General features: G+C 51.7%; 20 protein-coding genes and 1 pseudogene. 8 read left to right on the forward strand and 13 right to left on the reverse strand.

Going from position 1 to position 26,670, the window contains the following annotated elements; translation table 11 throughout:
• Window positions 1–45: 45 nt before the first annotated feature.
• The 7 genes from ACI77H_RS14805 to glaH form a co-directional block, all read right to left on the reverse strand.
• Window positions 46–867 carry an SDR family NAD(P)-dependent oxidoreductase gene (locus ACI77H_RS14805; protein ID WP_407012542.1) on the reverse strand — a complete coding sequence of 274 codons (822 nt, stop codon included), beginning with the start codon at window positions 865–867 and terminating at the stop codon, window positions 46–48.
• 207 nt (window positions 868–1,074) lie between these two features.
• Window positions 1,075–1,422 carry a cupin domain-containing protein gene (locus ACI77H_RS14810; protein ID WP_407012543.1) on the reverse strand — a complete coding sequence of 116 codons (348 nt, stop codon included), beginning with the start codon at window positions 1,420–1,422 and terminating at the stop codon, window positions 1,075–1,077.
• A gap of 7 nt (window positions 1,423–1,429) precedes the next feature.
• Window positions 1,430–2,836, reverse strand: a complete 1,407-nt coding sequence (locus ACI77H_RS14815) for an NAD(P)/FAD-dependent oxidoreductase (protein WP_407012544.1) — start codon at window positions 2,834–2,836, stop codon at window positions 1,430–1,432.
• Window positions 2,837–2,933: 97 nt separating this feature from the next.
• Entirely contained in the window at window positions 2,934–4,436 is a 1,503-nt protein-coding gene (locus ACI77H_RS14820; RefSeq protein WP_407012545.1) for an aldehyde dehydrogenase family protein, read from the reverse strand.
• A 1,140-nt stretch (window positions 4,437–5,576) separates the two neighbouring features.
• Window positions 5,577–7,019 carry an NADP-dependent succinate-semialdehyde dehydrogenase gene (gabD, locus tag ACI77H_RS14825; protein ID WP_407012713.1) on the reverse strand — a complete coding sequence of 481 codons (1,443 nt, stop codon included), beginning with the start codon at window positions 7,017–7,019 and terminating at the stop codon, window positions 5,577–5,579.
• Between the two features lie 180 nt (window positions 7,020–7,199).
• Window positions 7,200–8,459 carry an L-2-hydroxyglutarate oxidase gene (lhgO, locus tag ACI77H_RS14830; RefSeq protein WP_407012546.1) on the reverse strand — a complete coding sequence of 420 codons (1,260 nt, stop codon included), beginning with the start codon at window positions 8,457–8,459 and terminating at the stop codon, window positions 7,200–7,202.
• A gap of 62 nt (window positions 8,460–8,521) precedes the next feature.
• Entirely contained in the window at window positions 8,522–9,505 is a 984-nt protein-coding gene (gene glaH, locus ACI77H_RS14835) for a glutarate dioxygenase GlaH (RefSeq protein ID WP_407012547.1), read from the reverse strand.
• Window positions 9,506–9,694: 189 nt separating this feature from the next.
• On the opposite strand from glaH, the gene csiR reads away from it, so the two are divergent.
• Window positions 9,695–10,387 carry a DNA-binding transcriptional regulator CsiR gene (gene csiR / locus ACI77H_RS14840; RefSeq protein WP_407012548.1) on the forward strand — a complete coding sequence of 231 codons (693 nt, stop codon included), beginning with the start codon at window positions 9,695–9,697 and terminating at the stop codon, window positions 10,385–10,387.
• 775 nt (window positions 10,388–11,162) lie between these two features.
• On the opposite strand, the gene ACI77H_RS14845 is transcribed toward csiR, so the two are convergent.
• The 6 genes and pseudogenes from ACI77H_RS14845 to glnT all read right to left on the reverse strand — a co-directional run bounded on the left by ACI77H_RS14845 (window position 11,163) and on the right by glnT (window position 18,470).
• Window positions 11,163–11,918, reverse strand: coding sequence for a methyl-accepting chemotaxis protein (locus ACI77H_RS14845; protein WP_407012714.1), 756 nt, complete (start codon window positions 11,916–11,918; stop codon window positions 11,163–11,165).
• 102 nt (window positions 11,919–12,020) lie between these two features.
• Window positions 12,021–13,286: pseudogene (locus ACI77H_RS14850) on the reverse strand (HAMP domain-containing protein); the annotation flags it as partial.
• A gap of 834 nt (window positions 13,287–14,120) precedes the next feature.
• Window positions 14,121–15,446: an FMN-binding glutamate synthase family protein gene (locus ACI77H_RS14855; protein ID WP_407012549.1), complete on the reverse strand. Its 1,326-nt coding sequence runs from the start codon at window positions 15,444–15,446 to the stop codon at window positions 14,121–14,123.
• A gap of 15 nt (window positions 15,447–15,461) precedes the next feature.
• Window positions 15,462–16,145 (reverse strand): protein glxC, encoded by a 684-nt coding sequence (locus ACI77H_RS14860; RefSeq protein WP_407012550.1) that lies wholly within the window; start codon window positions 16,143–16,145, stop codon window positions 15,462–15,464.
• A gap of 11 nt (window positions 16,146–16,156) precedes the next feature.
• The gene (locus ACI77H_RS14865) at window positions 16,157–17,062 is read right to left on the reverse strand and encodes a glutamine amidotransferase family protein (protein WP_407012551.1); all 906 of its coding nucleotides are present in this window, start codon (window positions 17,060–17,062) and stop codon (window positions 16,157–16,159) included.
• 73 nt (window positions 17,063–17,135) lie between these two features.
• The gene (gene glnT, locus ACI77H_RS14870) at window positions 17,136–18,470 is read right to left on the reverse strand and encodes a type III glutamate--ammonia ligase (protein WP_407012552.1); all 1,335 of its coding nucleotides are present in this window, start codon (window positions 18,468–18,470) and stop codon (window positions 17,136–17,138) included.
• 235 nt (window positions 18,471–18,705) lie between these two features.
• On the opposite strand from glnT, the gene ACI77H_RS14875 reads away from it, so the two are divergent.
• From ACI77H_RS14875 to ACI77H_RS14905, 7 genes are all read left to right on the forward strand, one after another.
• Entirely contained in the window at window positions 18,706–19,311 is a 606-nt protein-coding gene (locus ACI77H_RS14875; protein WP_407012553.1) for a helix-turn-helix domain-containing protein, read from the forward strand.
• Window positions 19,312–19,611: 300 nt separating this feature from the next.
• Window positions 19,612–20,478, forward strand: a complete 867-nt coding sequence (gene purU / locus ACI77H_RS14880) for a formyltetrahydrofolate deformylase (RefSeq protein ID WP_407012554.1) — start codon at window positions 19,612–19,614, stop codon at window positions 20,476–20,478.
• The gene (gene folD, locus ACI77H_RS14885; protein WP_407012555.1) at window positions 20,475–21,380 is read left to right on the forward strand and encodes a bifunctional methylenetetrahydrofolate dehydrogenase/methenyltetrahydrofolate cyclohydrolase FolD; all 906 of its coding nucleotides are present in this window, start codon (window positions 20,475–20,477) and stop codon (window positions 21,378–21,380) included. Before purU ends, folD begins: the two co-directional genes overlap by 4 nt.
• Complete coding sequence (locus ACI77H_RS14890) at window positions 21,362–22,603, forward strand: FAD-dependent oxidoreductase (protein WP_407012556.1); 1,242 nt, start codon at window positions 21,362–21,364, stop codon at window positions 22,601–22,603. Before folD ends, ACI77H_RS14890 begins: the two co-directional genes overlap by 19 nt.
• A 13-nt stretch (window positions 22,604–22,616) precedes the next feature.
• The gene (locus ACI77H_RS14895; protein WP_407012557.1) at window positions 22,617–22,922 is read left to right on the forward strand and encodes a sarcosine oxidase subunit delta; all 306 of its coding nucleotides are present in this window, start codon (window positions 22,617–22,619) and stop codon (window positions 22,920–22,922) included.
• Entirely contained in the window at window positions 22,919–25,816 is a 2,898-nt protein-coding gene (locus tag ACI77H_RS14900) for a 2Fe-2S iron-sulfur cluster-binding protein (protein ID WP_407012558.1), read from the forward strand. Before ACI77H_RS14895 ends, ACI77H_RS14900 begins: the two co-directional genes overlap by 4 nt.
• Window position 25,817: 1 nt before the next feature.
• A complete protein-coding gene (locus tag ACI77H_RS14905) occupies window positions 25,818–26,414 on the forward strand; it encodes a sarcosine oxidase subunit gamma (protein ID WP_407012559.1) in 597 nt (198 codons plus the stop codon).
• The last annotated feature ends 256 nt before the right edge of the window (window positions 26,415–26,670 follow it).

Below are 26,670 nucleotides of genomic sequence, written 5' to 3' on the forward strand. Positions count from 1 at the left end.
TGTTTACAGTACATTCATCGTTCTTTTCCTAAACCCGTCGCTGGATTAAGCGCAAAGCCACCCGCCATCAACCGGATAAATCGCGCCAGTACAAAAAGACGATGCTTCTGAGGCGAGAAACAGCGCGATCCCTTGAATCTCATCAGGCTCACCAAATCTGCCCATCGGCGTCCTGGTCAGAACCTGTTTTTGAAGTGCCTGGATTTCTGGATCTGGGTTGTCAGGCATTTCGGCCTCTGACATACCAGTATTAATGAAGCCCGGAGCTATGGCGTTTACTTGGATGCCGTGCTTGGCCAGCATGAAGGCGAACTGTCGGGTGAGCTGGACTACCCCCCCTTTTGATGCGGTGTAGCCAATAGTTCCCCAGGCAGGATCTGCTGCAAGCCCCATGATTGAAGCGATATTGATTATTTTGCCAGATCCATTGGCTTTCATAAGTTTGGCTGCCGCCATATTAGTGTTATATACACCGTTAAGATTTACACTGATAACCCTATCCCATTGATCGTCGGCATACTCAGAAATATCGCGAACTGGAAGGTTTGTTTCAGCAATACCCGCATTCGCTACGCAGATGTCCAACTTCCCAAACTTGGCGACGCAAAGTTGCATCGCATCCTCTACTCCCTTTCGATCGGTGACATCTAATTTCAACGCCAACGTTTCACGACCGCTTTCTTTGCTCACAGCCGTCGCAGATTTATTCACCAAATCGATATTAATATCGGTGAGGGCTACTTGCGCACCCGCTTCCGCTAGAGCTTTAGCAATTGCGAGACCAAGCCCTTGAGCAGCCCCAGTTACAAGCGCTACCTTACCGACCAGACTAAATTTTTCAAGCACTGACATATTTACCTCACTCATTTTTTGTCCAACTCTGCATAAGGTTAAACAAGACGTCGTGAAGTAGACATGTCTCACTAGGAATCCTCAAGACTGCAAATAATAGAGCTGGACGCAAGATCTATGAATAAATTTAAGATTGCAAACATTCAGCTTTCTAGACTTTCTTGTCTGAAAATTAAGATGATTGCAATCGAAAAATTAGGCGGTCGCGCAAGTAGCGGCCTGCTAGCCAATAATTATATAACTTTTTCGCACCCGTTCACTGATCTTCCAAAGCCCATTGGTATTTGCGCTGAAGAAAACAGAGTCACCTGCTTTGAAGTCGATTGGTTCCTCTCCATCAGGAGTGAAACTTCCTGCACCTTCAATGAAGTAACTATATTCAGCTTGCATGATTTGCCTTCTAAAACTTCCTTCCGTACATTCCCAAACACCAACACTTACGCCTGAATTTTCGACAACAGTATGATGAGCAGTCCGCGATGTAGCGACGACCTCCCCAACAGGCACGCCCACAGGAGCGAAAGGAGTGAACTCAGACGCGGTTTGAGGTGGAATCAAAATCATCGACATAAGAACCTCAGGATTTATCTTCCAGACCTGCCGGCGCAAGGCTTGAAAGATAGTGGTCAATTTGATGAGCAGGCCTGCCGGTCAATTCCGCTGCCTCTTTCCGTAAAACAGCACTTCTTACCAGCATCCCGCCGACATATCGAAATGGTTCACCTGGAAATGATTTGCTTGGTCGATTGACCAGAGCGCATGTTGCCCACTGATCCGATCTTCCAAGCGCCAAACTGGCCAAAATGCGCCCCCCTAGACGGCTTGGCCCAACACCGTTACCGCTCCAACCAATGCCGTAGAATATGTTGTCCGTATTCTTCAACGTGCCAAATATCGGCAGGCTGTCATATGTTCTGTCTATAGGCCCTGACCATGAATCAGCTATAGAATCTGCACTTAACGCCTCGTACGTAGATCGCAAACTATCTTCGGTAAGTGCAACTCCCGATGAGTCTTCGCTGAATACAGAGTTGATTTTTGAGCCATAGGATAGGTTCCCGGTACCTTTCCCAAATACAATTCGGCCATCAGCGGTTGTTCGATAGTAGTTGACCATCATCTGCGAATTAGTAATTCCTTCTCCACCCGACCAACCCATCTCAATCAGTTTTTCAGGCATCGGCTTTGTCGCGACAATAGAACTTCCAACCGCAACTATTTTCTGCCCAAGTTGGGGGATAGCCGTAGACCACGCATTAGTCGCCAGCACAACTCGCTTCGCTTTGACCGATCCTCTGGGCGTCACCACCTCGACAATCGACCCAGGACGTAACTCAGTGACGCCAGTCCCTTCCTTTATGACAACTCCTTTCTCAATAGCTACCCGCCGCATTCCGCGAACTAACGCTGCAGGCTGCACCGTTGCGTTGCTTTTTTCCAGTACACCACCAATATGAACCCTTGAGCCGGTTCGCTTACCGACTTCAGCTCTGGACAGCCTTTCGAATGGCCGCTCCCCCAATCGAGCGCACGCGTTTAGCGTTCCCTCCCATGAGTCAAGGTGCGCCAAGCAAGTAGCCGTCCATAGCCAGCCGCGCTGAGTGAAAGAAGCATTGATCGAATGAGTGCTGCAAAACTCGCCCAATTCGAAAATGGCTTTTTCCGCAGCTTTAGCCAAAAACAGTGCTTGGGTGTTATCGCAAAATTTTAACAGCGATTGCACTTTCGGCCACCACGACATTACAAAACCACCGTTTCGTCCGGAAGCACCGCCACCACATACGTCTTGTTCCAGCACTACTACTTTGCAATCAGGTTCCAGCTCTTTGATGGTCAAAGCCGTCCACAAACCAACAAAGCCACCTCCAATTATTACGACATCTGCGGAAATATTTTCAGTCAGTGGAAACTCAGGACGAACACCAGGTTCGACCTGCTTCATCCAGAGACTTCTTTTTAGAGGAGGTGTAGGGGATAACTTCATATTCAGCCTCGCGTGTTTAGCTGGGTGCGCCGATCCGTTAGTGGTCGGCGCACCGCACTAAGCGCTCAGATCCTTGAGAGTTCGAGCAGGTGGAAAGTTACCAACCGCCTTCGATACGGCGGTCATCTTCCGGGCCACCCAGATCAAATACGATGAGCTTCGGCTCGGTGAAGCTATCCAGGAACCAGTGCGACAACTCACGGCCCACACCGGATTTGCCAGCCCCCCCAAATGGGGCAAGCTGATCCCAGTAGTTTGAGGTTTCGTTGATGTTGACAGACCCGTGAGGCAATGCCTCAGCGATGCGCCAAGCTTTGGCCAAGTCTTTGCTCCACAGAGAAGCAACCAGTCCAAGCTCCGACTCGTTAGCGATCTCGACCGCTTCTTCAGCAGACGCAATTTTCAACACCAGGGCCAATGGCGCAAATGACTCGCCCTTGCCCTTGATCATTTCTCTGGTGAGACCGGTGACGATAGTCGCTGGGAAGTAGAGACCCTCCTGAGGGCCATATTGGTCGATTATTGCGCCCTTGCTGCGCATATCTTCTACGTGGGTTTGAGCACGCTCTAGAACTGCTGGGTTGCACAACGGGCCCATATCGTTGCTAGGATCGCTTGGATCGCCAACTTTCAGGGCTGCGGTTGCAGCCTTGAACTTGGTCACGAATTCGTCGTAAACAGCTTCGTGTACGAAAACTCGCTCCGAGGATGTACAGACCTGGCCTGAGTAGTAGAAAGCGCCAATAACCGCAGCCTGTACGGCACGATCAATGTCGGCATCTTCTAGTACGATCTGCGGGCCATCACCTCCTAGCTCGAGCAGCATAGGTCGCAATGGGTTAGCCCGGGCGATGTCCTCACCAGTTTTAGTTGAGCCAGTGAAAAATACACCCTTCACATCCTCATTTCGGACGAGGTGCGCTCCAACGTCGCCGAAACCCTGGATCAGGTTGATCACACCTGGCGGGAATCCAGCTTCCTCGAAGAGTTCGGCTACCATTGCGCAGGCAACGGGGCAATATTCGGTCGGCTTCCAGACGATGGTGTTCCCAGCTGCAGCAGCATGAGCAATTGCAATGGAGGAAATGTCAGTTGGGAAATTGAATGGAGAAATCACTGCTACAACACCCAGTGGGCGATGCGTGAGTACTAAGCGCTTATTTGTGGTTTTTTCTTGGGTAGACGGCAGACTGGAACCGCGATACCGCAGGATTTCTTCAGCAGCTTTGCTATATGAAGGCCCAGAGTATTCGAAGGTTTCTTCCCGGGCCGCCATAATTGGCTTACCGACTTCCTTCGTCACCATCTGCGCCATCACCTCGGCACGATCCTTGAACAACTCATGCATCTTGCGAAGGATCTTTGCCCGCGTTTGTACGGAGGTCTGAGACCAGCTGGAGAAAGCCTTTTTCGCAGCCTCGACAGCTTCGTCGACATCACTTCCATTGCATCGGCCAACCTCGTGCAAGGCTTTGCCGGTATGAGGATCGTACGCGGTAAAACGACCAGCGGAACCTGGTAACCACTTACCGTTAATAAGCGCGCCGCTCAACAGCTTTTCGTTGAACGAAAGACCCGAATCATTGATTAACTTCGACATTTTTTATTACCTTCTTATACACAAGCTTAAATGAGTGGACAAACAAATGTCCAAAAACGGCAGCCAAGCAAGTTTTATCAGTCAATATAGTGAGTTGCAGATTCTAAACATCGCAAAACCCTAAGCTCGTGTCGATATTATTGAGCGCAGGGAGGGCTAGCAATTGGACTTTTATAAGAATCACCGCAATGCTCTGTACGTTCATACAATTTGACAGTGGAATTGGTTCCCCGAGTGTTGCTTCCCGGGCTATGAGCAGGCTGCTCCGATCATATGTGCCTGATAGCCAAGCATAATAACCGGGTGAAAATACTCGCCTGGGTTGCGCAAGCTGATAGCCATTCGTCCATCAGTTACCAAAAATATGCCAATTTAGGTGTACAGACCGTAGGGCCATTGCTCAGGGATCATGAAACGCGGCGCGGCGCATCGCCACACAATAGGCAGCTCTCAAAGGTCGTGGTCACTACAGTAAGATCGAATGTCTTTGGCGGCTGCCTGACTTGAGCCTACGCCACCTGACAGAATTTCCAATCGGATTTGAATGCACCTAAGGCAACGAAGAAAAAAAGCAGTCACCACTCGATAGCTGTCTTGCAAAAAACAATCAAACTTATAGCAGATGGTAGTGAATTGGAAAACTTACCAGGCAGGAATACATCGATACTTTCAGAATTAACAAAAAATCTTCACTTATAGGTAACGACAGGATTTAATTGCGTTCTTGGATTTATATGTAAAGTAGAGCCACTAATGCTTCGCCCGGGCTGATTATCCAAGCTTTCGCTTCTTACAACATGAAAAAACCATTGCGAATATTCAGACAGTTATTCTCAAGGGAAATATCGAACTTACTTGAACTATAAAATTTAGTTAATGCATCGCTATACTGGTACCGAGTCGCCTAGACTTGGCGCTGCTCACCCTGTCCATCACACTAAAAACAATGCGAAACCAGCCGAGGAGTTAATGCCGAAAATCGGGGTGAAGAGCAATGCCGGTAGTGAACTTTTGGATTAGAGCCAGTCGGATTTAGCCACAAAAGCCGTCACTAACAATGACTATGGTTTGGGGCAACAGCAGCGCGCACTTCCGCCCGGAAGAGAGCGCTTGCCGGCCCCATATAGCCAACAGGGACGATCAAACCCCTATACAGAGGTATTTGATTTCAAGGTAGTCCTCGATGCCGTATTTAGAGCCCTCCCTGCCGGTGCCGGATGCCTTAATACCCCCAAACGGAGCCACCTCATTCGAAATGATCCCAGTGTTGATACCAACAATGCCGTATTCAAGCGACTCAGCTACACGAAATACACGGCTCAAGTCCCGAGCATAAAAATAGGCGGCAAGACCAAACTCAGTATCGTTGGCCTGGTCGATGACATCCGCTTCGTCAGTAAAGCGAAAAATTGGAGCCAGCGGGCCGAATGTCTCTTCTCTTGCGACTTTTGCTCCCTTTGGTACATCGACGAGTATAGTCGGCTCGAAGAAATTACCACCTAGACTGCAGCCACCGGCAACTACCCTTGCCCCAAGGGATACGGCGTCAGCGATGTGCTCCTCTATCTTCTTTACTGCATTGCCATCGATCAATGGGCCTGTTGTCACACTCGCCTCTAGCCCGTTACCTATCTTCAAATTGGCGACGGCAGCTTTGAGCTTACACACGAAAGCATCGTAGACATCGCTCTGCACATATAGGCGATTCGCACAAACGCAAGTCTGCCCTGCATTCCGAAACTTAGATGCAAGTGCGCCCTCCACTGCGGCGTCTAGATCAGCATCTTCAAAAACGATGAAGGGAGCGTTACCGCCAAGTTCCAGCGAAACTTTTTTTATGTCCTTCGCACACTGAGCCATCAAAAGACGCCCAATGTTCGTAGATCCGGTGAATGTGAGTTTTCGAACAATTGGATTGGATGTCAATTCGCCGCCAACAGCCTCTGCGTCACCTGTTACAACACTGAGCACCCCTTTCGGAATCCCTGCCATCTCAGCTAGCGCAGCAAGTGCCAATGCCGTGAATGGAGTCTGTGGAGCAGGTTTAATAACCATCGTACACCCGGCTGCCAAAGCCGGCCCAGCTTTGCGCGTGATCATGGCGGCGGGAAAATTCCATGGGGTAATAGCCGCCGTTACACCGATGGGTTGCTTGAGTACCAAAAGGCGCTTGTCAGGCTGGTGGCCAGGTATCACATCACCGTAAATCCGCTTTCCCTCTTCAGCAAACCATTCAATAAAAGATGCCGCATATACCACTTCTGCCCGCGACTCCGCTAACGGCTTACCTTGCTCAAGCGTCATCAAACGCGCTAAGTCCTCTTGGTTAGTGAGGATCAAATCAAACCAACGACGCAGGATAACCGCTCTCTCTTTCGCAGTGCGCACGCGCCAACCAGGTAAGGCGGCGTTCGCCGCCTCAATGGCACGACGTGTTTCATCACCGCCCATAAGAGGAACCGTACCGATCACGTCTCCGGTGGCTGGATTGGTTACGGTGGATGTGAGCTGATTATCAGCATCGAGCCAGACACCGTCGATGAAGGCTTGCTGACGAAAAAGAGGAGAACTTTGAATGAGCATGATTTGTTCCATTGCAGTTGATCCTATGGCGGTAGATGATTTGCGCATGTGAGCACATGATTCGCCCAGCGGTTCGTCATTCCCTCAAAGTGTTAAGAGAATCCTTGTAGGTGCGCTCTTAACCGAACAATGAGGGTTACCGGCATCCGCGCTCACGTTTGGATTGTGCGCGGGTGCAACTTAAGCTGAGCCGTCCACAGTAATGGGAGGCCGTTGTGCAGCCGTGGAAACAGCGAAAAATGGTTTGTTTCCTATCTGCTCTTTCACCTTGCCTATAATATGCGCCCCTATTGGAATTGCTGACGTCGCAGCAGGTGATGGCGCATTGCAGACGTTTACACTTCGCTTGGTATTTACAAAAAGAAAATCATCGATAAGTTTTCCGTCGTTTGAAACTGCCTGCGCACGCACTCCTGCAGGATAGGGCTTCAAATCTTCCTTATTGATCGACGGGCAATATTTCTGAACCTGTTTGAGATAACCGCCCTTGAACAAAGAGTTTCGCATTTCAATCAACCCAGGTTTAAAGTTCGCCTTGAGAACCTTTAAAATGCCGGGAGAGGTAAAAATTTCAAAAATATCTGCCAGCGAAAAATCTGTCTTCTTGTATCCTTCTCGCTTCAGGGCGAGGACAGCATTTGGCCCAACAGTTACAGTTCCATCAATCATGCGCGTGAGATGCACGCCGAGAAATGGCATGGTTGGATCGGGTATAGGATAGATAAGGTGGTTTACTATTTGGTTATGCTCTTTTGGAAGTAGATAGTATTCACCTCGGAACGGGCAAATCTTGAATTCTGGCTCCAGACCTAACATCCGTACAATTCGGTCGGCCATCAAGCCTGAGCAAGAAATGAGGAAACGTCCTTGGTAATCTCCGGTTGATGTGGAAACAACCACTTCATCAGGGCGCTCATCAATTGCCTTCACTTCGGAGTTGTAACGTATCTCCCCTCCACTTTTGATAAATTCGTGAGCCATCTGCCGCGTTATTTCAGCGTAGTTAACAATACCGCTTGATGGGACGAATATTCCTCCAAGCCCCACAATATTGGGCTCCCTTTCCCTAAGCTCGGAAGCTGACAACCACTCTCGCTCCAGTCCATTGGCTTCGGTTCTCACCCACAACGCTTGCATACGTTGCATTTCGACCTCATTGGTCGCAACTAGCATCTTCCCGCAAGCGTCATAGCGAATATTGTGTTTATCGCAGAAATCTTTCGTCGCGCGGTTACCCTCAAGGCAAAATTTGGCTTTCAGACTCCCGGGGGTGTAATACACGCCAGCATGAATAACGCCACTATTGTGGCCGGTTTGGTGCTGAGCGGGACTGCTCTCTTTTTCGATCAATAGAATTTTCGTGTCTGGGTATTCAACGGCCAACTGCATGGCCGTCGACATCCCTACAATGCCGCCACCAATGATCACAAAGTCGTACACAGCTATCACCTCACAGGGATGGCGGACAGAAAAAATCAGCCGCACAGAGGGCGGCTGACTGATTAGTTAGCGGTCTGCCCGTGATGGTGACCGATTTTTGGGTAACTGAAGTAGCCACGCTGACGCATCAGTTCACGGCGCAAGCCTGGATGAGCTGTAAAACGATCACGGCCGTGGAGCCAGAAAAGATTGTTGATTAGCAAAAACGAACCTACAGGGACAGGCACTGATAACGTGCCTTTGCTAGTCTCTAACGATTCGCCGAGCTCGAACAACCAAGTCCCCTCCTCAAAGTTCTCAGGCTGAACGAATTGGTCGATGTAACGCATGGTAGGGCGACCTTCGGCATCTGTGTCAAAGATAGAATGGAATACATCTTCTTTCACATTTTTACTGGGCGGTGCAGTCCAGCGAAGCGAGCGTCGCGCTAACGGATGTTTGTAGAACTTATCCAGGTCGGCCCAATCGTCTAGGTGAAGTATTAAAGAGTTCCCCCCCTCAATGTTTTGCTCATCGATCTTCATCATCAACACGTAGTCGGTGATCTGATTCACGAAGGTGCCATCGTTATGTAATTCCATGACCCGATGTGGAGCACGCAGATAACTATCAGAGTTATCAACGTTTTCGACAACAAATCGTGCGTAGAACTGACCGCTCATAGCATCGTAATTCGAGCGACCCAGAAGGTGAGCCACAGCAGTTGAAAGCTTGACCATATCTTCAGCTTGGGAAACATGATCGAAACCTTCCGGAGTAATCAGGAAACCACCGGTATTACGATCCATCAATGTATTCACAAGCACTGGGCGCAAGGTTTCTGCACAGATGCCGTCCAGAATTTTCCCCATCTGAAATCGCAGGAACGATTTGTATTCCAACGCTTGCACTGGCCACTTCGCCACTGCAGCAACAAAGGCTTCGACGGTTGCTTTTGGAAATTTCAGTTCAAGTAAACGGCTGGACTGCGCCGATGGCTGCACGGAGAACCCCACGAATTCCGTGGGCTGCTGCAAAACCGTAGTGGACTGGGTAAACGCGTTCATTTGTTTATCCTGGCATCGTTAGAGAGGGCGCTTTCCAGGGCGACTGGTGAAGCGTAAAGCAAAAATATCGCCAATTTTGTAAAATGTCTACATTATTTGTTTTTATCGTAATAATTAACCTGTCTGGATGTTTTCCTCTCAAACAGCACAAATTGGTTATGATGAGCCTTTTACTCGTGAGGACGCTGAATGGACGTGCTTAAGTCCCCGCTGAAATCCGCTTCGGACGGCTACCTACAGCTCAAAAAAGACATCATCCGAGGTGTGTTCCCGGCTGGCAGGAAGCTTTTGATGAGTGCTCTAAAGGAGCGCTATGACCTAGGTGTAGGCCCCCTACGTGAGGCTCTTTCCCAGCTGGTTGCAGAACACTTGGTGGTGGCCGTGAATCAAAAGGGTTACCACGTAGCGCCGATGTCTCTCGACGAAATGCGCGACATCTACGATGCGCGTGCAAACCTTGAGGCAATGATTCTCTCACTCGCTATAGAACGCGGCGATGACTCGTGGGAGGCAGAGATATTGGCCCGAGCCCATACGCTCTCCAAGGTCGTCGAAGTGAAGACTCAAGAACAAATGCTCGACACATGGGATGCACGCCACAAAGCTTTTCATAGCGCTATAGCATCCGGCTGCGCATCAAAGCATCTGCTCCAACTACGCTCTCAGCTTCTGGATCAAGCTGAACGGTATAGGCAGCTCTGGCTTAAAAGCACGGTATTTTCCGAAGAAGCCCTGGTTCAAAAGAGACAAGAGCACTCAACTCTCGTGGAGTTGATTCTTGCTCGCGACGCACCCCGAGCAAGCCACATGATGAGAGAACACCTGCTCACCCCGATCCCAATTATTTCGGAAATAATCAGAACTACCTCACCATTTTCTTGACCAATGAAGCTTTATTTAAGTCGCTGAAGTGGCCAATCGGCCACAGCAGCTGCGCAACGGCTTCCAGCGAGCGCACTCCCCATTTATCAAAAAGCTTTCAAGTGCTCAGCAGGTTACCTTTCGATACGCACGTATGGGATCCACCACCCCGCACATTCGACTTGAACTGATGCGGACATGTTTTACATCGGCTGAGGCGTTGATGCCGTCGAGGCCAGGTTCGCGACGTAAGCCGGACTTTCTTTGCCGACAAATGAAGCTGCAACATTGTCCTCAAGTGAGTCATTGATCTATACGTGAGCGCTATCCATTTCGGTTGCCGCACGCATCGCATACTCAAGGCTTAAGGTAAAGATGCGGCTATGCGCTTACGCTGATCATTCTGCGTCGGCGAAAATCTCGACCAACTATTCGCCCACATCAGTGTTTCCACCGTTTTCCTGAATATGAAATTACGCAGTACCGCACACGCCAACAATCGTCCGAAGGTAAAGAATTAAATTGGAAGTCATATGATCGTACGACAATAGACAACCATCGTACTTCTGTACCATGCCTCTGCCTCCCATCCAACGTAAGCTTTCAAATCCATTTCGCATTTTAATAAGGCGGGTTGCTCGGTGCATTTGAAACCCCAATACGAGACTTCAAGTACCAGCCCTCACCACTGGAAATGCTCGAGGATTCGAAAGCTACATCCAGATCCTCCAATGCAGTACGATCAACGCATGCGATAATCGACCTCACCGCACATTCGCAGCACCGCTCCGTCAATTTAGACGCTAAACTTTTTAACCAAATTTGTTTGACCGTCCGCTTGTATCTTGAGTGAATTACTGATCTGTGCCGACTCAGTCGCTTGAGCGTTGAGCGCTTCCGTCACTGTCCGAATTGATGCCACGTTCCGGTTTACTTCCTCAGCTACCGCACTTTGCTCTTCAGCTGCACTAGCAATCTGCACGTTCATATCGGAAATAATTGACACGGCATCTCGGATACTGCTGAGGGAATTAGCGGCATCTGATATTTGGCGAGCGCTTTCCTGCGCATTCGCATGGCTATTCGTCATTGTCACTACAACACCCTGCGTGCCACTTTGTATCTGCTCCACAACATGGCGAATCTGTTCTACAGACGCTTGCGTTCGGCGTGCCAAATTACGGACTTCGTCTGCGACAACTGCAAAACCTCTCCCACTTTCACCTGCCCTTGCAGCTTCAATGGCTGCGTTCAAAGCCAGCAAGTTAGTCTGCTCCGCTATGCTGCGAATGACTTCCAGGACACTGCCAACCTCTTCGCTATCTCTGGCAAGCTTGTTTACCTCATTCATCGCCTGTGTAACATCAGACGCGAGCCGATTGATATTAGCTTGACTAGACGCGATTACTACCATCCCAACATTGACAGAGCCATCCGCGCCTTTTGCGGCAGAAGCTGCCGAGGCTGCACTACCTGCCACCTCATGTGCAGTAGCACTCAGCTCATTAGATGCTGTCGCGAGCTGATCTATCTCGCGAAATTGAGTTTCCATCCCTTCACTCGTCGCAGTAGCAATCTGGGCTGATCGCTCCGCTGTCTCAAGCGCATCCAGGACACTGACCTTGATAGATCTAATGATTGGATGGAGTTGTTCGAGAAATTGGTTTACGCCTCGCGACAACCTACCAAGCTCATCTTGACCAGAATACTTGAGTCTGACGGTTAGATCTCCTTCACCACTGGCGATTTCCTCCATCATGATCGCAACGTTGTTGATCGGACGTGTAATGCCACCTGCTACAAACCACATAGCTATCAATCCGAGCGCTATTGCGACCAATGACACCGTAGTAGCCATTACCGTACCGTCGTGTTGCGACTGTGTCAGCAGAGATTTTACCTCGTCGATATCGGCCCCTATGACCTCCTGCGGCACGCGAAGAGTCAGATACCATGGTTTGATACTGGCCAATGGATTAACGGCCAGCACCGCTTGGACTTGCCCATCAATATGTTGAACGCTGGGTCGGTGAGTACTTTCGAGTGTATGACCTTCTACCCAACCAGAAATCACTGAACCGATCTTTGCGGCTGAAGAAGTATCGGCACCGATCACACCACTATTACTGGTAATTTGCATATTACCCGCGCCCCCGAAAAGACTATTTTTCGCCTGGAGAGCATTCTGTTGCAGTAGATCCAGCGCGATATCTACCCCGGCTACACCCACCACTTCCCCGTTGTCTATGAGAGGGATGGACAAGGTTGTCATGAGTTTGGAGACCCCGTTCTGAGAATCTAAAAACGGCTCTTGCATGCATGCTTCAAGTGTTGTTTTTGGACAAGTAAACCAAGTGTTATAAGGTGTTCCGGTTAGCCCCGGAGTGACATCGAGGATGTTAGCTTCAGTAATAGCCGAATTCACCCCAGTTCCTGTGAGTCTGCCCCAGTAGTTTGACAACCTGCCGGATTCGTTTCCCCCTCTGGCCAAATCTGCCTTGTACTTTTCATTGTCGCCATCGATGGCATTTTTCTCAAAGACTACCCAAACCCCAAGTAAGTTTGGGTTTCCATCAAAGGTAACCTTAATTGCTCTTTGGATTTCTTCACGCACCAAACCCGCTTCATATCCCCGACCAGCCTTAAGTCTTCGCAGCTGCAGGACTTGATCCCGCAGAGCATTGGCAGTTTGCAACCCTTCACTGAAAACCCTTTGCAAACCATGGCTTTGCTCCACCGCCGCCCCTTCCATGATGTCCTTCACTTTCTGGGTGAGCACAGTGGACATTTTTTCACCAACGACGACCCTGCTTTTGTCGCCCTGGAGTAAATTTACATAGACCGTTGTGAATACAACCGCAAAAAGGCAAATACCGGACAGCATTACGATTTTTGCTTTTATGGATATATTATTAAACATGCTACAGCGCTCTATAGTTTTTGGAGTATTAGACGGGCAGGGCTGATCAAAATCACTTACAAATTAGTTACTACTATCGCCTTACCCATCCGGAATTTAAACGGCTAAGTGTTCCAGTAAAACCCCGATGCTTGAATACCAGCTAGGCAGTCGCAACAATCAAGCTTATACAGCCCAAGAACGCTTGGGAGCAATAGATAAATTGAGGCATCGACTAAATTTTCGCATCTGAATTTTCGACAAAAATTAGTCTCGTACTAACGAATAGCTCATAAGAGTTTTTTATTACGATCGCACGATTCCTGTCAGCTGGCTTTTATGTTCAACCTGCTCGAATCCTAGAATCAAACAACATTAATGCTAACGCTTAGCATGCATCTTACTTGGCCATTTAACGCTGTCCAAGCTTTGGGTTAAGCAAGCTAGGAGCTCTAACAAGCCGTCAAGCTACGACACAATTTTGATAGTGGGCAATTATTTTATTAGTTTGAATATGAGCGCCGCAAACGCGACACAAGATTGGATGCATCGTATTAGGTTTGGCCCTCACACTGAATTTTCTAATCTGAAAGGTGCGCATACTGGCCGGCTAAACACTATTTGAGAAGAGATGCGCCGACTCAAAGATTGAAGCTTCTCATAAAGTATGGAATCTGCAGTATGGACTATGCAAATGGGAACTGAAGAAAGATAGGTATAAACCCGGGCAAGCTAGCTTCCAATATGCATCGAACTTAGATCCACCCGACTGCAGTAGTTACGCTTGACGGAGGTGACTGTTTTCGGCGACAGCTTCGACGCCACCCCAGACAAGCATATTGCAACTGGTTCCAATCAGTATTGTTGCTTGCCCGGAATCCAGCTAGTCCCGGCCAAGGGAACGCGTGCCATGGCCGCCGATTCTATCGTCAGTGCCACCAGATCCTCTGGATCGAGGTTGTGCAGATGAGACTTACCGCAGGCGCGTGCCATGGTCTGAGCCTCTAGTACCAATACACGCAGGTAATTGGCCAGGCGGCGACCGCCCTCAACTGGATCAAGACGTTTGGACAACTCAGGATCTTGCGTGGTGATGCCGGCAGGGTCGCGGCCGTTTTGCCAGTCATCGTAGAAGCCTGCAGCTGAACCGATTTTCTTCAATTCTTCGTCCAGACGCGGATGGTTGTCGCCCAGCGCGATTAGCGCAGCCGTACCAATCGCAACAGCATCAGCACCCAATGCCATTGCCTTGGCCACATCAGCACCATTCCGAATGCCCCCAGAAACGATCAACTGCACTTTGCGGTGCATACCCATTTCCTGCAGTGCCTGAACTGCCTGCGGGATGGCGGGTAAAATTGGAATGCCGACGTGTTCAATGAACACTTCCTGGGTTGCAGCTGTGCCGCCCTGCATACCATCTAGCACGATTACATCCGCACCGGCTTTCACCGCCAGCTTGACGTCGTAATAAGGGCGACTAGCACCGATTTTTACGTAAATCGGTTTTTCCCAATCGGTAATCTCGCGGATCTCGGCAATCTTGATCGCCAAGTCATCTGGCCCTGTCCAGTCGGGGTGACGGCAAGCTGAACGCTGATCTACGCCGATCGGCAAAGTACGCATGCCTGCGACACGCTCCGTCACTTTCATGCCAAGCAGCATACCGCCGCCGCCCGGTTTAGCGCCCTGCCCCAGAACAATTTCGATTGCATCCGCCTTGCGCAGGTCATCCGGGTTCATTCCGTAGCGCGAAGGCAGGTATTGATAGACCAAATGCTGGGACTGCCCACGTTCTTCTGGAGTCATTCCCCCGTCACCTGTAGTAGTGCTGGTACCGGCGATCGTGGCGCCACGACCCAAGGCCTCTTTGGCATTGGCCGACAAGGCACCGAAGCTCATGCCCGCGATGGTCACCGGTATCTTAAGGTGAATGGGCTTCTTGGCGAATCGGTTTCCGAGGATTACATCAGTGCCACACTTCTCTCGGTAGCCTTCCAACGGGTAACGGGAAACGCTAGCACCCAGCAACAGCAGATCGTCGAAATGCGGCAGCTTGCGTTTGGTGCCGCCACCACGGATATCGTAAATGCCGGTTTCTGCGGCACGCTGGATTTCCTGAATAGTCAGGCGATCAAAGGTGGCCGACTCGCGCAGGACTGGAGGGGTTTTCTCGCTCATATTTTTGCTCCTGGATCAGTACGCTGAGGCGTTATCGACTTTGAAGTTGTACAGCTGACGGGCCGAGCCATAGCGCTTGAAGTCCGACGCTTTCTCGTTGAAGCCGGCTCGGTTCAGAAGCTCCTGAAGCTCCTCGATGTGTTCGGCTCGCATCTCTTTGGCAATGCAGTCCGAACCCAAGGATTCAACATTGCCTTTAACGTAAATGCGGGTTTCGTACAGCGAATCGCCCAACGCGTCACCAGCGTCCCCGCAGACCACCAATCGCCCGGCCTGGCCCATAAAGCAACTCATGTGACCGATGCTTCCACCGACAACGATGTCGATGCCCTTCATGGAAATACCACATCGGGCACCAGCATCGCCTTCGATCACCAGCAGCCCGCCGTGGGCAGTGGCGCCGGCCGCTTGCGAAGCGCTACCTTTGACTCGAACGTAGCCCGACATCATGTTTTCGGCGCAGCCTACCCCGACATTGCCATGCACAGTCACCGAGGCTTTCTGGTTCATTCCCGCGCAGTAATAACCTGCGTGTCCTTGAATATCGATGGATACCGCCTCATTGACGCCAACCGCAAGATTGTGCGCGCCGTTGGAGTGAGTCACTACCCACTCGCGATCTTCGAGATTCTTGACTTGATCGTGCAAAGCCTGATTGAGGTCACGCACGGTGGAGGTGGAAAGATCGATGGTTTTCATTTGAGTGCTCCTTAAGCCGACTCACGTTCCCAGATGTACATGGTGGCGGGAACGGGTTCCCAGACTTTGGCTTTCTCGATACCTGGCAGGCTCGACAACGCCTGATACTCCGAGGCCATGGCTACGTAGTCATCGGTCTCGGCAAGAATCGCAGGCTTGCAGGCGATCGGATCTCGAATCACTGCGAAACCGTTGCGAGTGCCAATAGCGAAGGTGAAAAAGCCATCCAACGCTTCCAGCGAACTGTCCAACGCGGTCTTCAAGGAGTCGCCTTGTTGCAGGCGCCAAGCCAAGTAACCGGCGGCAACTTCAGTGTCGTTTTCGGTGTCGAAATTGATGCCTTCTCTGCGCAGTTCCTGCCGCAGTCGGAAGTGATTGGACAGCGATCCGTTATGCACCAGACAAAGATCGGAGCCGGTTGAAAACGGATGGCTGCCTTCCATCGTGACGGCACTCTCAGTGGCCATGCGTGTGTGACCGATGATGTGACTGCCCTTCATGCTGCCCAAGCCGAAGCGCTCGGAGATTTCCTTAGGCAATCCCATGCCCTTGAGAATTTCGATACTCCTACCAGCACTCATGACGCGCACAGTCGGTGCCAGTTCCCCCAATGCTGCGCGCACGTCAGACTCTTCAGCCTTGATCTTCAAAACAACCGCGCTGGCGTTCTGAAACCACTCCATCGATGCGCTGAGCTTGCCCTCAAGGGCCGCAATCAGATTATTGAAGTCGTACCCTTCAGTGGTGGCCTGTAGGGTGAACTTGACCCAGTCATCCGCGACCTCATCGCCATAGATGGCAAAGCCTGCGCTGTCCGGCCCACGGTCGGTCATGGCTTCGAGCATCGGCTCAAAGAGCTTTCCGAGCTGTGATTCCAGCGCTGGGTTTTTCAGGTAAAGACCCACGATTCCACACATATTCATATCTCCTGGGCAGAAGACGCCCAACCCATTGGCTGGGCGTCAGAAACAGTTGGTTAAACCGGTAAGATTAGAAAAACTCGGTGTAGCGCTTCACTTCCCAATCCGAGACGTGGCGGCTGTACTCGACCCACTCCATGCGCTTGAGCTTGATGAACTCACCGACGATCTCCTTGCCCATCACTTCGGCAAAAAGCGGATCGGCTTCCAGCGCATCGCAGGCTTCCTTGAGCGACTGCGGCAAGGTTTTAATGCCCTTTGCCGCAATGGCTTCCAGCCCAAGGCTGTAAAGGTTTTCATTGCAGATTTGATCGGGCATCAACTGGCGCTCAATTCCGTCGAGTCCCGCAGCGATGATTGCGGCACTGACTAAATACGGGTTGCAGCCGGCATCAGGCAGACGGAATTCGAGACGGCCATAAGGCACGCGAACCATGGCCGAGCGGTTGTTTGCGCCAAAAGCGATGAAGGCTGGCGCCCAAGTTGCGCCGGACAACGAATTGCCGACAACAAGACGCTTGTAAGAGTTAACGGTCGGAGCAGCAAAGGCGCACAGCGCTGGGCCATGGGCTAGCAGTCCGGCGGCGAAGTGATAGGCCAACTTCGACAACCCCATGCCGTTCTTGTCGGAAGCGTCGAAGAACAGGTTCTTGCTCTCGGCGCCGGCAATGGAGAGGTGAAAGTGCATGCCGTTACCAGCACGCTTAGGATCGGGCTTCGGCATGAACGAGCAAATCATGCCTAGATCATTGGCGATCTCACCGGCGGCCATGCGAAAGAATGTGAACCGATCAGCCGACTCCATCGCGTCGCTGTAGGTGTAGTTGATCTCGAACTGGCCATTGGCGTCTTCATGGTCGATCTGATAGATATCGAAGCCCACCGGCTGGAGCGCTTCGGTGAGTTTTTCGAGAAACTCCCTGGAACGCGACAATCCTTTATAGTCATAACAAGGCTTGTCCAGAGTATCGCTGGCGTCGACCAATTGGAGCTTGCCGCTTTCATCTCGACGCATAAGATTGAACTCGGGCTCCAGGCCCGTATTAAGCGTCCAGCCTTTGGCCTTGAGCCGTTCTACTTGCTGCTGCAGGACGTAGCGAGTGTCATAGGGCCATGGCTCGCCATTGACGTGGCCAATGCAGACGATGCGTCCATAGCCTGGTTGCCACGGAACTGGCGTAAGCGTTGAAAGATCGCCCTTGGCCATAAAGTCTGGGCCGTGTGGCTCCATACCCATTCCGCTGATCGCAAAACCGGCGAAACCCGCACCACCTTCTGCAACCATCGGCAGACCGGAGATCGGCACTGACTTTGTTTTGGCCGAACCATGAATATCCACGAACTGCGCAAGCACGTATTTGATCCCGTGCTGCTCAATCAAGCGCTGAGTCTCTGCTGGTAACATTTTGCCTACGCTCCGTATTCCGAATAGGAAATTTACTTTCCTGCAAGGAATGCAAACTGCTTGCCAAAATTGTGTTTCTGTACGATTTCAGTGATTACGTAAGTTTTTTTTCTGTTTATATGGGAATATTGTTTTCCCTACAGGAATACCCATCGAGCTACCTTACACACAGTTTCACGTTTCGCACATTCCTAGTGCGAAATATTTTTTACTGAGCGGAAATAGTGCGCACACAATGAATACGCCAATCGACAAGAAACCAAAATTGAAGCTCGAGCAGTACCTAGGTATTGAGATCAAGCGGCAGCGCCAGGCTCAAGATCTGAAACTTTCAGACGTTGCAAGGATTGCAGGCATCAGCCAAGGGATGTTGAGCAAGATAGAAAATGCTCAAGTATCCACCAGCCTCGACAATCTAAGCCGGCTCTGCGACGTCCTGGGTATGCCAATGTCCAAGCTATTTAGCCAGTATGACCAACCAGGTAGCAGCGCTTTGCTGGTCAAAAACGATGAAGGATTGGAGGTCGTGCGCAGAGGTACAGAGAAGGGGCACACCTATCATTTGCTCAACCACACTCGCGGGCCGAGAAAGAGTTTCGAGGCGTACATGGTCACCATGGACGATGCTAGTGAAGAGTTTCCAACCTTCTCCCATCCCGGGACGGAATTTCTCCACCTGCTCGAAGGCGAACTTGTATATCGCCACGGCAACCAGCTGTATCACATGGAGGCTGGAGACAGCTTGACCTTCGATGGCGACATCCCTCATGGCCCGGAGGAGCTGGTGAGGGTGCCGATTAAGCTGCTGTCGATCATGAATTATGGTACTCAGACCGAATAATCCAACCTCCTGACTATCAAAAAAAACACCAACAGCACTGGTCTTCTTCAGCCATTGTCCGGGAGTGTTCACACCCGCATTGCGGGCATAGAACGCCTCTGGCGCCCCTACAGAAACAAGCGAAGATATTCCTACCAGTTAAAATAGTTTCCAGATTGTTCTGGACTCATCGAATTCTTTCACTTATAAATCCCACACAAGAATAAATATTTCCCAGCAGGAATTATTGTTCGCACTCAAAAATTCAACGCTGCACATTCGCCTTGCTTTCTGCTGCCGCCATTTTTCTGAGGACACGTGATGCAACACGAAAAGAACCATTTCATTCTCAAGATCAGCTGCCCCGCGACCTCCGGCATCGTCGCTGCGATTACCTCATACCTTGCAGGCAACTCATGCTACATCGGTGAAATGGCTCAGTTCGACGATGAATTCAGCGGCAAGTTTTTCATGCGTGCCGTGTTCCGTTTCAACGACGGTCACAGTGGCGATATAGAGCAGTTAAAGGCCGGCTTGGATGACGTTGCCAAAGGTTTCGACATGCAGTGGGAACTGCACGATACCCGCAAGCCAATGCGGGTGCTGTTGATGGTCAGCAAGTTCGATCACTGCCTCACTGATCTCCTATATCGCTACCATAAAGGCGAGATGGACATGAACATCACCGCCATCGTCTCCAACCACCTCGACCTGCGCCCGATGGCCGAGCGTGAAGGCATTCGTTTCATCTACCTGCCGGTGACCAAGGACACCAAGGCTCAGCAGGAAGCTGCGCTGATGAAAGTGGTCGACGAAACCGGCACTGATCTGGTTGTGCTCGCCCGTTACATGCAAATCCTCTCCGACGATCTATGCAAGCAGATATCGGGTAAAGCCATCAACATTCACCACTCGTTTCTGCCCGGCTTCAAAGGCGCAAAGCCATATCACCAAGCGTACGAGCGTGGTGTAAAACTGATCGGCGCAACCGCTCACTACGTTACCAGCGATCTGGACGAAGGGCCGATCATTGAACAAGAAGTACAGCGAGTTGATCATGCCTACCTACCAGAAGATCTGGTAGCCATTGGGCGCGACACCGAAACTGTGGCGCTGTCCAAGGCGGTGAAATACCACCTTGAACACCGTGTCTTCCTCAACAAGGACAGAACGGTGATCTTCCGATGAACACTTCAAAACTGATCGATGGAAAAGCTGCCGCCAATCACGTCATGACACTGGTCAAAGCCGATGTGCAACGCCTCAAAGCCGATGGCATCGAACCTGCGTTGGCGGTAATTTTGGTTGGCCAGGATCCCGCCAGTCAGGTCTACGTTCGCAACAAAATTCTGCGCGCCGAAGAAGCCGGCATCCGCTCACTTGAATACCCCCTGAGCGCTGACACAACCCAGGCGCAACTGCTCAAGCTTATAGCCGAGTTGAACGCTGACGATAGCATCAACGGTATCCTTCTGCAGTTGCCGCTGCCCTCGCATATCGAAGAAACCATAGCGTTACAGGCCATTGCTCCGGTCAAGGATGTGGATGGTTTTCACAGCGAAAACGTAGGTGGCCTGAGCCAGGGTCGCGACGTTCTGACGCCTTGCACCCCAAGTGGCTGCATGCAGTTGCTGGAAGATGCCTGCGGAGACCTGAGCGGCAAACACGCAGTGGTCATCGGCCGCTCCAACATTGTCGGAAAGCCCATGGCAGCCCTGCTGCTCAAGGCTCATTGCTCGGTCACCGTACTGCATTCACGCAGCGTGAACGCCAAGTCCCTGTGTCGTCAGGCAGACATTGTGGTCGCCGCCGTTGGGCGCCCACGGATGATCGATGCGAGCTGGCTAAAGATCGGCGCGGTGGTCATCGACGTCGGCATCAATCGCATTGAAGAGGATGGCCGCAGCCGCTTGGTGGGCGATGTCGATTTCGAAAGCGCCCTGCCCCAAGTTTCGGCCATCACCCCGGTACCCGGTGGAGTTGGCCCGATGACCATCGCGTTTTTGATGAAAAACACGGTGACCGCAGCCGTACAGCAAGCCCACACACAACGAAGCTTTTTGGAGGCCCCATGCCTTTCAATCTCCTGAAGTACGGGCTCAGCTCGGAGTATCCCGTCGAGGTGGATCTGCCTGCGCCGAAAGAGCTTAAATCTTCATATGACGTGGTGATCATCGGTGGTGGCGGTCACGGTTTGGCCACTGCCTATTACCTGTCGAAGTACCACGGCATCACAAATATCGCGGTATTGGAAAAGGGCTATTTAGGCGGAGGCAACACTGCACGGAACACCGCCGTCATTCGATCCAACTATCTGACGATCGAAGGCGTGCGTTTCTACGCGGAGTCGGTTCGGATGTTCGAGAGCCTATCCAATGAATTCGACTTCAACATCATGTACTCCCAACGCGGCCAACTGACCTTGGCGCATACCGACGCAACGGTGCGCTCGTTCCGCCAGCGTGCTGAGGTCAATAAGCATTTTGGTGGCCGCTCCGAGCTGATTGATCGTCAGCAGATTCGGGAACTGGTGCCATCACTGAATCTCGATCCAGGACACATCCCAGTGCTCGCAGGCTTGTGGCATATGGATGGCGCCACAGCTCGTCACGACGCTGTTGCCTGGGGTTACGCCAAGCAGGCGGCCAAGCGCGGTGTGGAGATTCATCAGCTCACTGAAGTGCAGGAGCTGGTCATCGAAAATGGCACCATCACTGCCGTCAAAACTAATCGTGGCACCATCAAATGCGGCTGTGCAGTACAGGCCGTGGCGGGCATGAGCTCCCAGCTAATGAAAAAGGCCGGTATCCGTTCACCGATCCAGACCTTTCCGCTGCAAGCCATGGTCACTCAGCCATTCAAACCTTTCCTTGACCCACTGGTGAGTTCGTCGGCCCTGCACTGCTATGTGCAGCAGACCAGCCGTGGCGAAGTGGTCTTCGGTGGTGGCTCTGACCCGTACCCGTTGTTCAACACTCGCTCTACGCTGGATTTGAAGGAGAGCCTGTTGGCTCACGCTATCGAAATGTTCCCGTTCCTCGCCAACGCCAAGCTAATGCGTCAATGGGCTGGCATCACCGACATGACCCCTGATTACAGCCCGATCATGGGCCTGTCGCCGGTTAAAAATTACTACCTTGATGCCGGTTGGGGCACTTGGGGCTTTAAGGCCACACCAATCTGCGGGAAGACCATGGCAGAACTTGTGGCAAGCGGCGGTAAGGTGCCAGAACTGATCAAGCCATTCGGCCTTGAGCGCTTCTCCACATTCCAACAGGTTAACGAAATGGGCGCGACAGCGGCCAGCCACTGACGGAGAGCGACAGATGAAAGTCATGACTTGCCCGCTCAACGGGCCGCGCAATATCAGTGAATTCACCTATGGCGGTGAGTTCAAGCAGATGCCCGATCCTCAGACCTGCACCGACACCGAGTGGGCCGACTACGTATTCAATAGCGAGGACGCCCTGGGCGTCGTGCGCGAATGGTGGATGCACAATCCTTCCAGCTACTGGTTCCTAGCAGAGCGCCACACTGGCAGTGATGAAATCCTTCGCACCTTTGATCCTAAGGAAGTGTTCAACGCCCGCGTCGACTTCCATGCCGCCACCGCCAAGGAGACCGCCAAATGAGCCGCCTACCCGCTCCCATGGGCCTTCTAATCGACCGTAATCAGCCGCTTAATTTCAGTTTCGACGGCAAGCCATATCAGGGTTTCGAGGGCGATAGCATCGCCAGCGCGTTGCTCGCAAATGGTCGGTTTCTACTGTCCCGCTCGTTCAAATACCACCGTCCTCGCGGCCCGCTGACCATGGCTGGACAAGACGCTAACACGCTGGTGCAGTTGCCGAGTGAGCCCAATGTACTGGCCGACACCTATTCGTTGGAAAGCGGCATAGAAGTTACCGGGCAAAACTTCAACGGCTCTCTGGATAATGACAAAGACGCTTACCTCGGTAAGTTCTCCAAGTTCATGCCGGTGGGCTTTTACTACCGCTCGTTCTACAAGCCTAAAGGCATGTGGAAAGTCTGGGAGCCGATCATCCGCAAAAAGGCCGGTCTGGGTGTGCTCGATCTGAAATTCCAGCCGGAGTACTACGACAAAGCCTACCTGTTTGCTGACCTAGCAGTAATTGGCGCAGGCCCGGCGGGTTTGCAAGCCGCTTTGACCGCCGCCAATTCCGGTGCCAAGGTGCTACTGGTCGAGCAACAGCCGGTGCTCGGTGGTTCACTGACTTATGCCCGCTTCGATCTCGATGGAAGCCGCGCCGAAACCCTGCGCCGAGAGTTGGTTAACGCAGTCGAAGGCCACGCAAACATTCATGTATTGAAAAAAGCCACCTGCAATGCCTGGTTCACAGACAATTACCTGCCCGTAATCCAGGGCAAACGTATGTTCAAAGTCCGCGCGACCCAGTGCCTAATCGCCAGCGGCTCGTTCGATCAGCCTGTGATCTTCCGCAACAATGACCTTCCCGGTGTAATGCTGACCAGCGCCGCACAGCGTTTGATGAAACTCTATGCAGTCAAACCGGGTAATCGCGCAGTAGTACTGACAGGCAATGATGACGGATACCTTGCAGCGCTGGATTTGCATGAGCAAGGAGTGGAGGTTGCTGCACTGGTAGACATGCGCACCAATCCGGCCGATCGCGCACTGCTGCTGGCTCTAGAGAAACGCGGAATCACCTGTCACCTCGGGAGCACGGTGTTTGAAGCCTTGCACGAAAAAGGTATGCGCCACGTCTGCGGTGTCGACATCCGCAAAATCACTGGACAAGGCCAAGTGGGCAGTAGCGGCCTAACGCTGAACTGTGATCTGTTGTGCATGTCCGGCGGGTACATGCCGGTCTATCAGTTGTTGTGTCAGGCCGGCGGCAAGCTGGCCTACGATGACCAATTGGCTGAGTTCACTCTGAGTGGCCTACCGAAAAACTTGTGTGTTGCTGGTTCCGCCCATGGTTATCACGCACTGGACAACGTTTTAAGTGACGCTATTCACGCTGCCGCTGAGGTTATAGCAGCGCTTGAACTTGCTGTTACAACTAAGCCAATGCCATTGCGCAGCGAAGCTCAGGTCAACTTTCCTTGGCCGATCTTCCCGCATCCCAAAGGCAAGGATTTCGTCGACTTCGACGAAGACCTTCAAGTGCGCGACATCGTCAACGCCACCAAGATCGGCTACCGAGACGTGCAACTGGTCAAACGCTACTCAACCGTCGGCATGGGCCCGTCCCAGGGCCGTCACTCCGCGCTGCCGACAGCACGACTGGTGGCCTCGTCGACCCAGCGCAGCATTAGCGAAACCGGCGTGACCACCGCACGTCCACCCTTCGAAGCCGAGAAATTGGCCCACGTTGCGGGTCGTTCCTTTGACCCCTACCGTCAGACACCGATGCACCGTCGTCACCTCGATGCCGGGGCAAAGATGATGCCTGCCGGGATCTGGCAGCGTCCGGCGTACTACGGCAAGGCCAGTGAGCGCGATAAGTGCATGCAGGCCGAAGCCCTGCACGTGCGCAACAAAGTAGGCATCATCGACGTATCGACCTTGGGCGGTCTGGACGTACGCGGCCCGGACGCGGCCGAACTGCTCAACCGCATGTATACCTTTGCCTTCCTCAAGCAGCCGGTGGGCCGTTCACGTTATGCGCTGATGACCAATGAGCACGGCGTAGTGATTGATGACGGCGTATGCGCCCGCTTCGCGGACAACCATTTTTACGTCACTGCTACTACCAGCGGCGTGGATCGTATCTACCAGCAGATGCTTAAGTGGAACGCACAATGGAGGTTGAACGTCGATATTGCCAACGTCACTGCAGCGATCTCTGCTGTCAACGTTGCGGGCCCAGATTCACGAAAGGTACTGGAGAAGATCTGTACCGACCTGGATCTGTCACCTCAAGCATTTCCTTACCTAGGCGTTCGATTAGGGACAGTGGCAGGAATTAAGGCACGATTACTACGAGTGGGTTTCGTAGGCGAACTTGGCTTTGAAGTTCACGTTCCTGCGCGGCACGCGCTGAAGTTGTGGGACGCATTGATTGAGGCGGGTAAGGATTTTGACATACGACCGTTTGGCGTAGAAAGCCAGCGCCTTCTGCGTCTTGAAAAAGGTCATGTGATCATAAGTCAGGACACTGACGGCATGACCCATCCGGCCGAGATCGACATGGGTTGGGCAGTTAGCCGTAACAAACCTTTCTTCGTTGGTCGCCGCTCAGTGGACATCCTCGAAGCCCAGCCGCAGAAACGAAAATTGGTCGGCTTCACTTTGCCAAAGTCCAGCCTGCAGCCGCTGGAAGGTCATCTGGTGCTGCACGGCCCAAATATCAGCGGAAATGTAAGCTCGTGCGAGTATTCACGAACCCTCGACAAGGTCATTGGCCTGGCATACGCAGCCTTTGATCAAAGCGTTCCGGGACAGCAGATTCCGATCCGCGTCGAAGGCGGAGTGATCGTCCAAGCGACCGTCGTTAAGCTTCCGTTCTTCGACCCAGATAACCAACGTCAGGAAATGTGAAATGACCAACCTAAAAACCAAGGATATTTTCCATTCTGATGCTTTTTCCCTAGTACAAAAATGTGCGCTGGTTGATCTTACAGACTTGGCGCGGGTTGGCTTTCGTGGTTCAGATACCCTGGAGTTCCTGACCACTCGCGGCTTCGTTCTACCTGATGTGCCTAATCGGGCAGTGCTGCAATCTGATGGCACTCACGCAGCACGGCTGTCACAAACTGAATACTTACTGCTTGGCAGTCTGCAAGACCAAGGGCAGCGAATTGCAGACGAGGAGGCACGCTGGGAGCAGGATCATCATTCTAATTATTTATTACCCCGATACGATAGCCATGCATGGCTCCGGATTAGCGGGTCGCATATCAGTGAAGTCTTGTCCAAACTTTGCGGTGTAGACCTGCGCCCTGAAAAATTTGGAATTGGGATGGTCGCCCAAACGTCAGCAGCGCGCATCAACGTTATTGTGATCAATGCCTGTACTGACGATGCTCAATGTTTCCATATCCTTTTCGACCGAGCATCGCGCGAATATTTTGTAGCTGCTTTGCTCGACGCGATGGAGGAATTCGGTGGAGTCGCTATACCAATGGAGGGCTTCTAATACCTAAGGAGCTTTTAAACAAGTTTCTACGAATGATCGGAGTCAATTTATCCACAATCCGATTTGCTTAGAAAGGACATTGGCTCATATTTTCGTATGGGCCTACGTAAATCACGTAGCAAAGACTGTATATTAGGACAATTGTTTGATACGCAGTCGATGGATAGGATTAAAAGGTCACTCATAAAATCCCTGTTGGTCGCGGGAATGAGCGCTTTAAGGGTCATTACCAGATGACGTTGTATCAAGCGCATTT

Origin of the sequence: Pseudomonas sp. O230, from assembly GCF_045447035.1 — a bacterium.
Taxonomy (GTDB): domain Bacteria; phylum Pseudomonadota; class Gammaproteobacteria; order Pseudomonadales; family Pseudomonadaceae; genus Aquipseudomonas.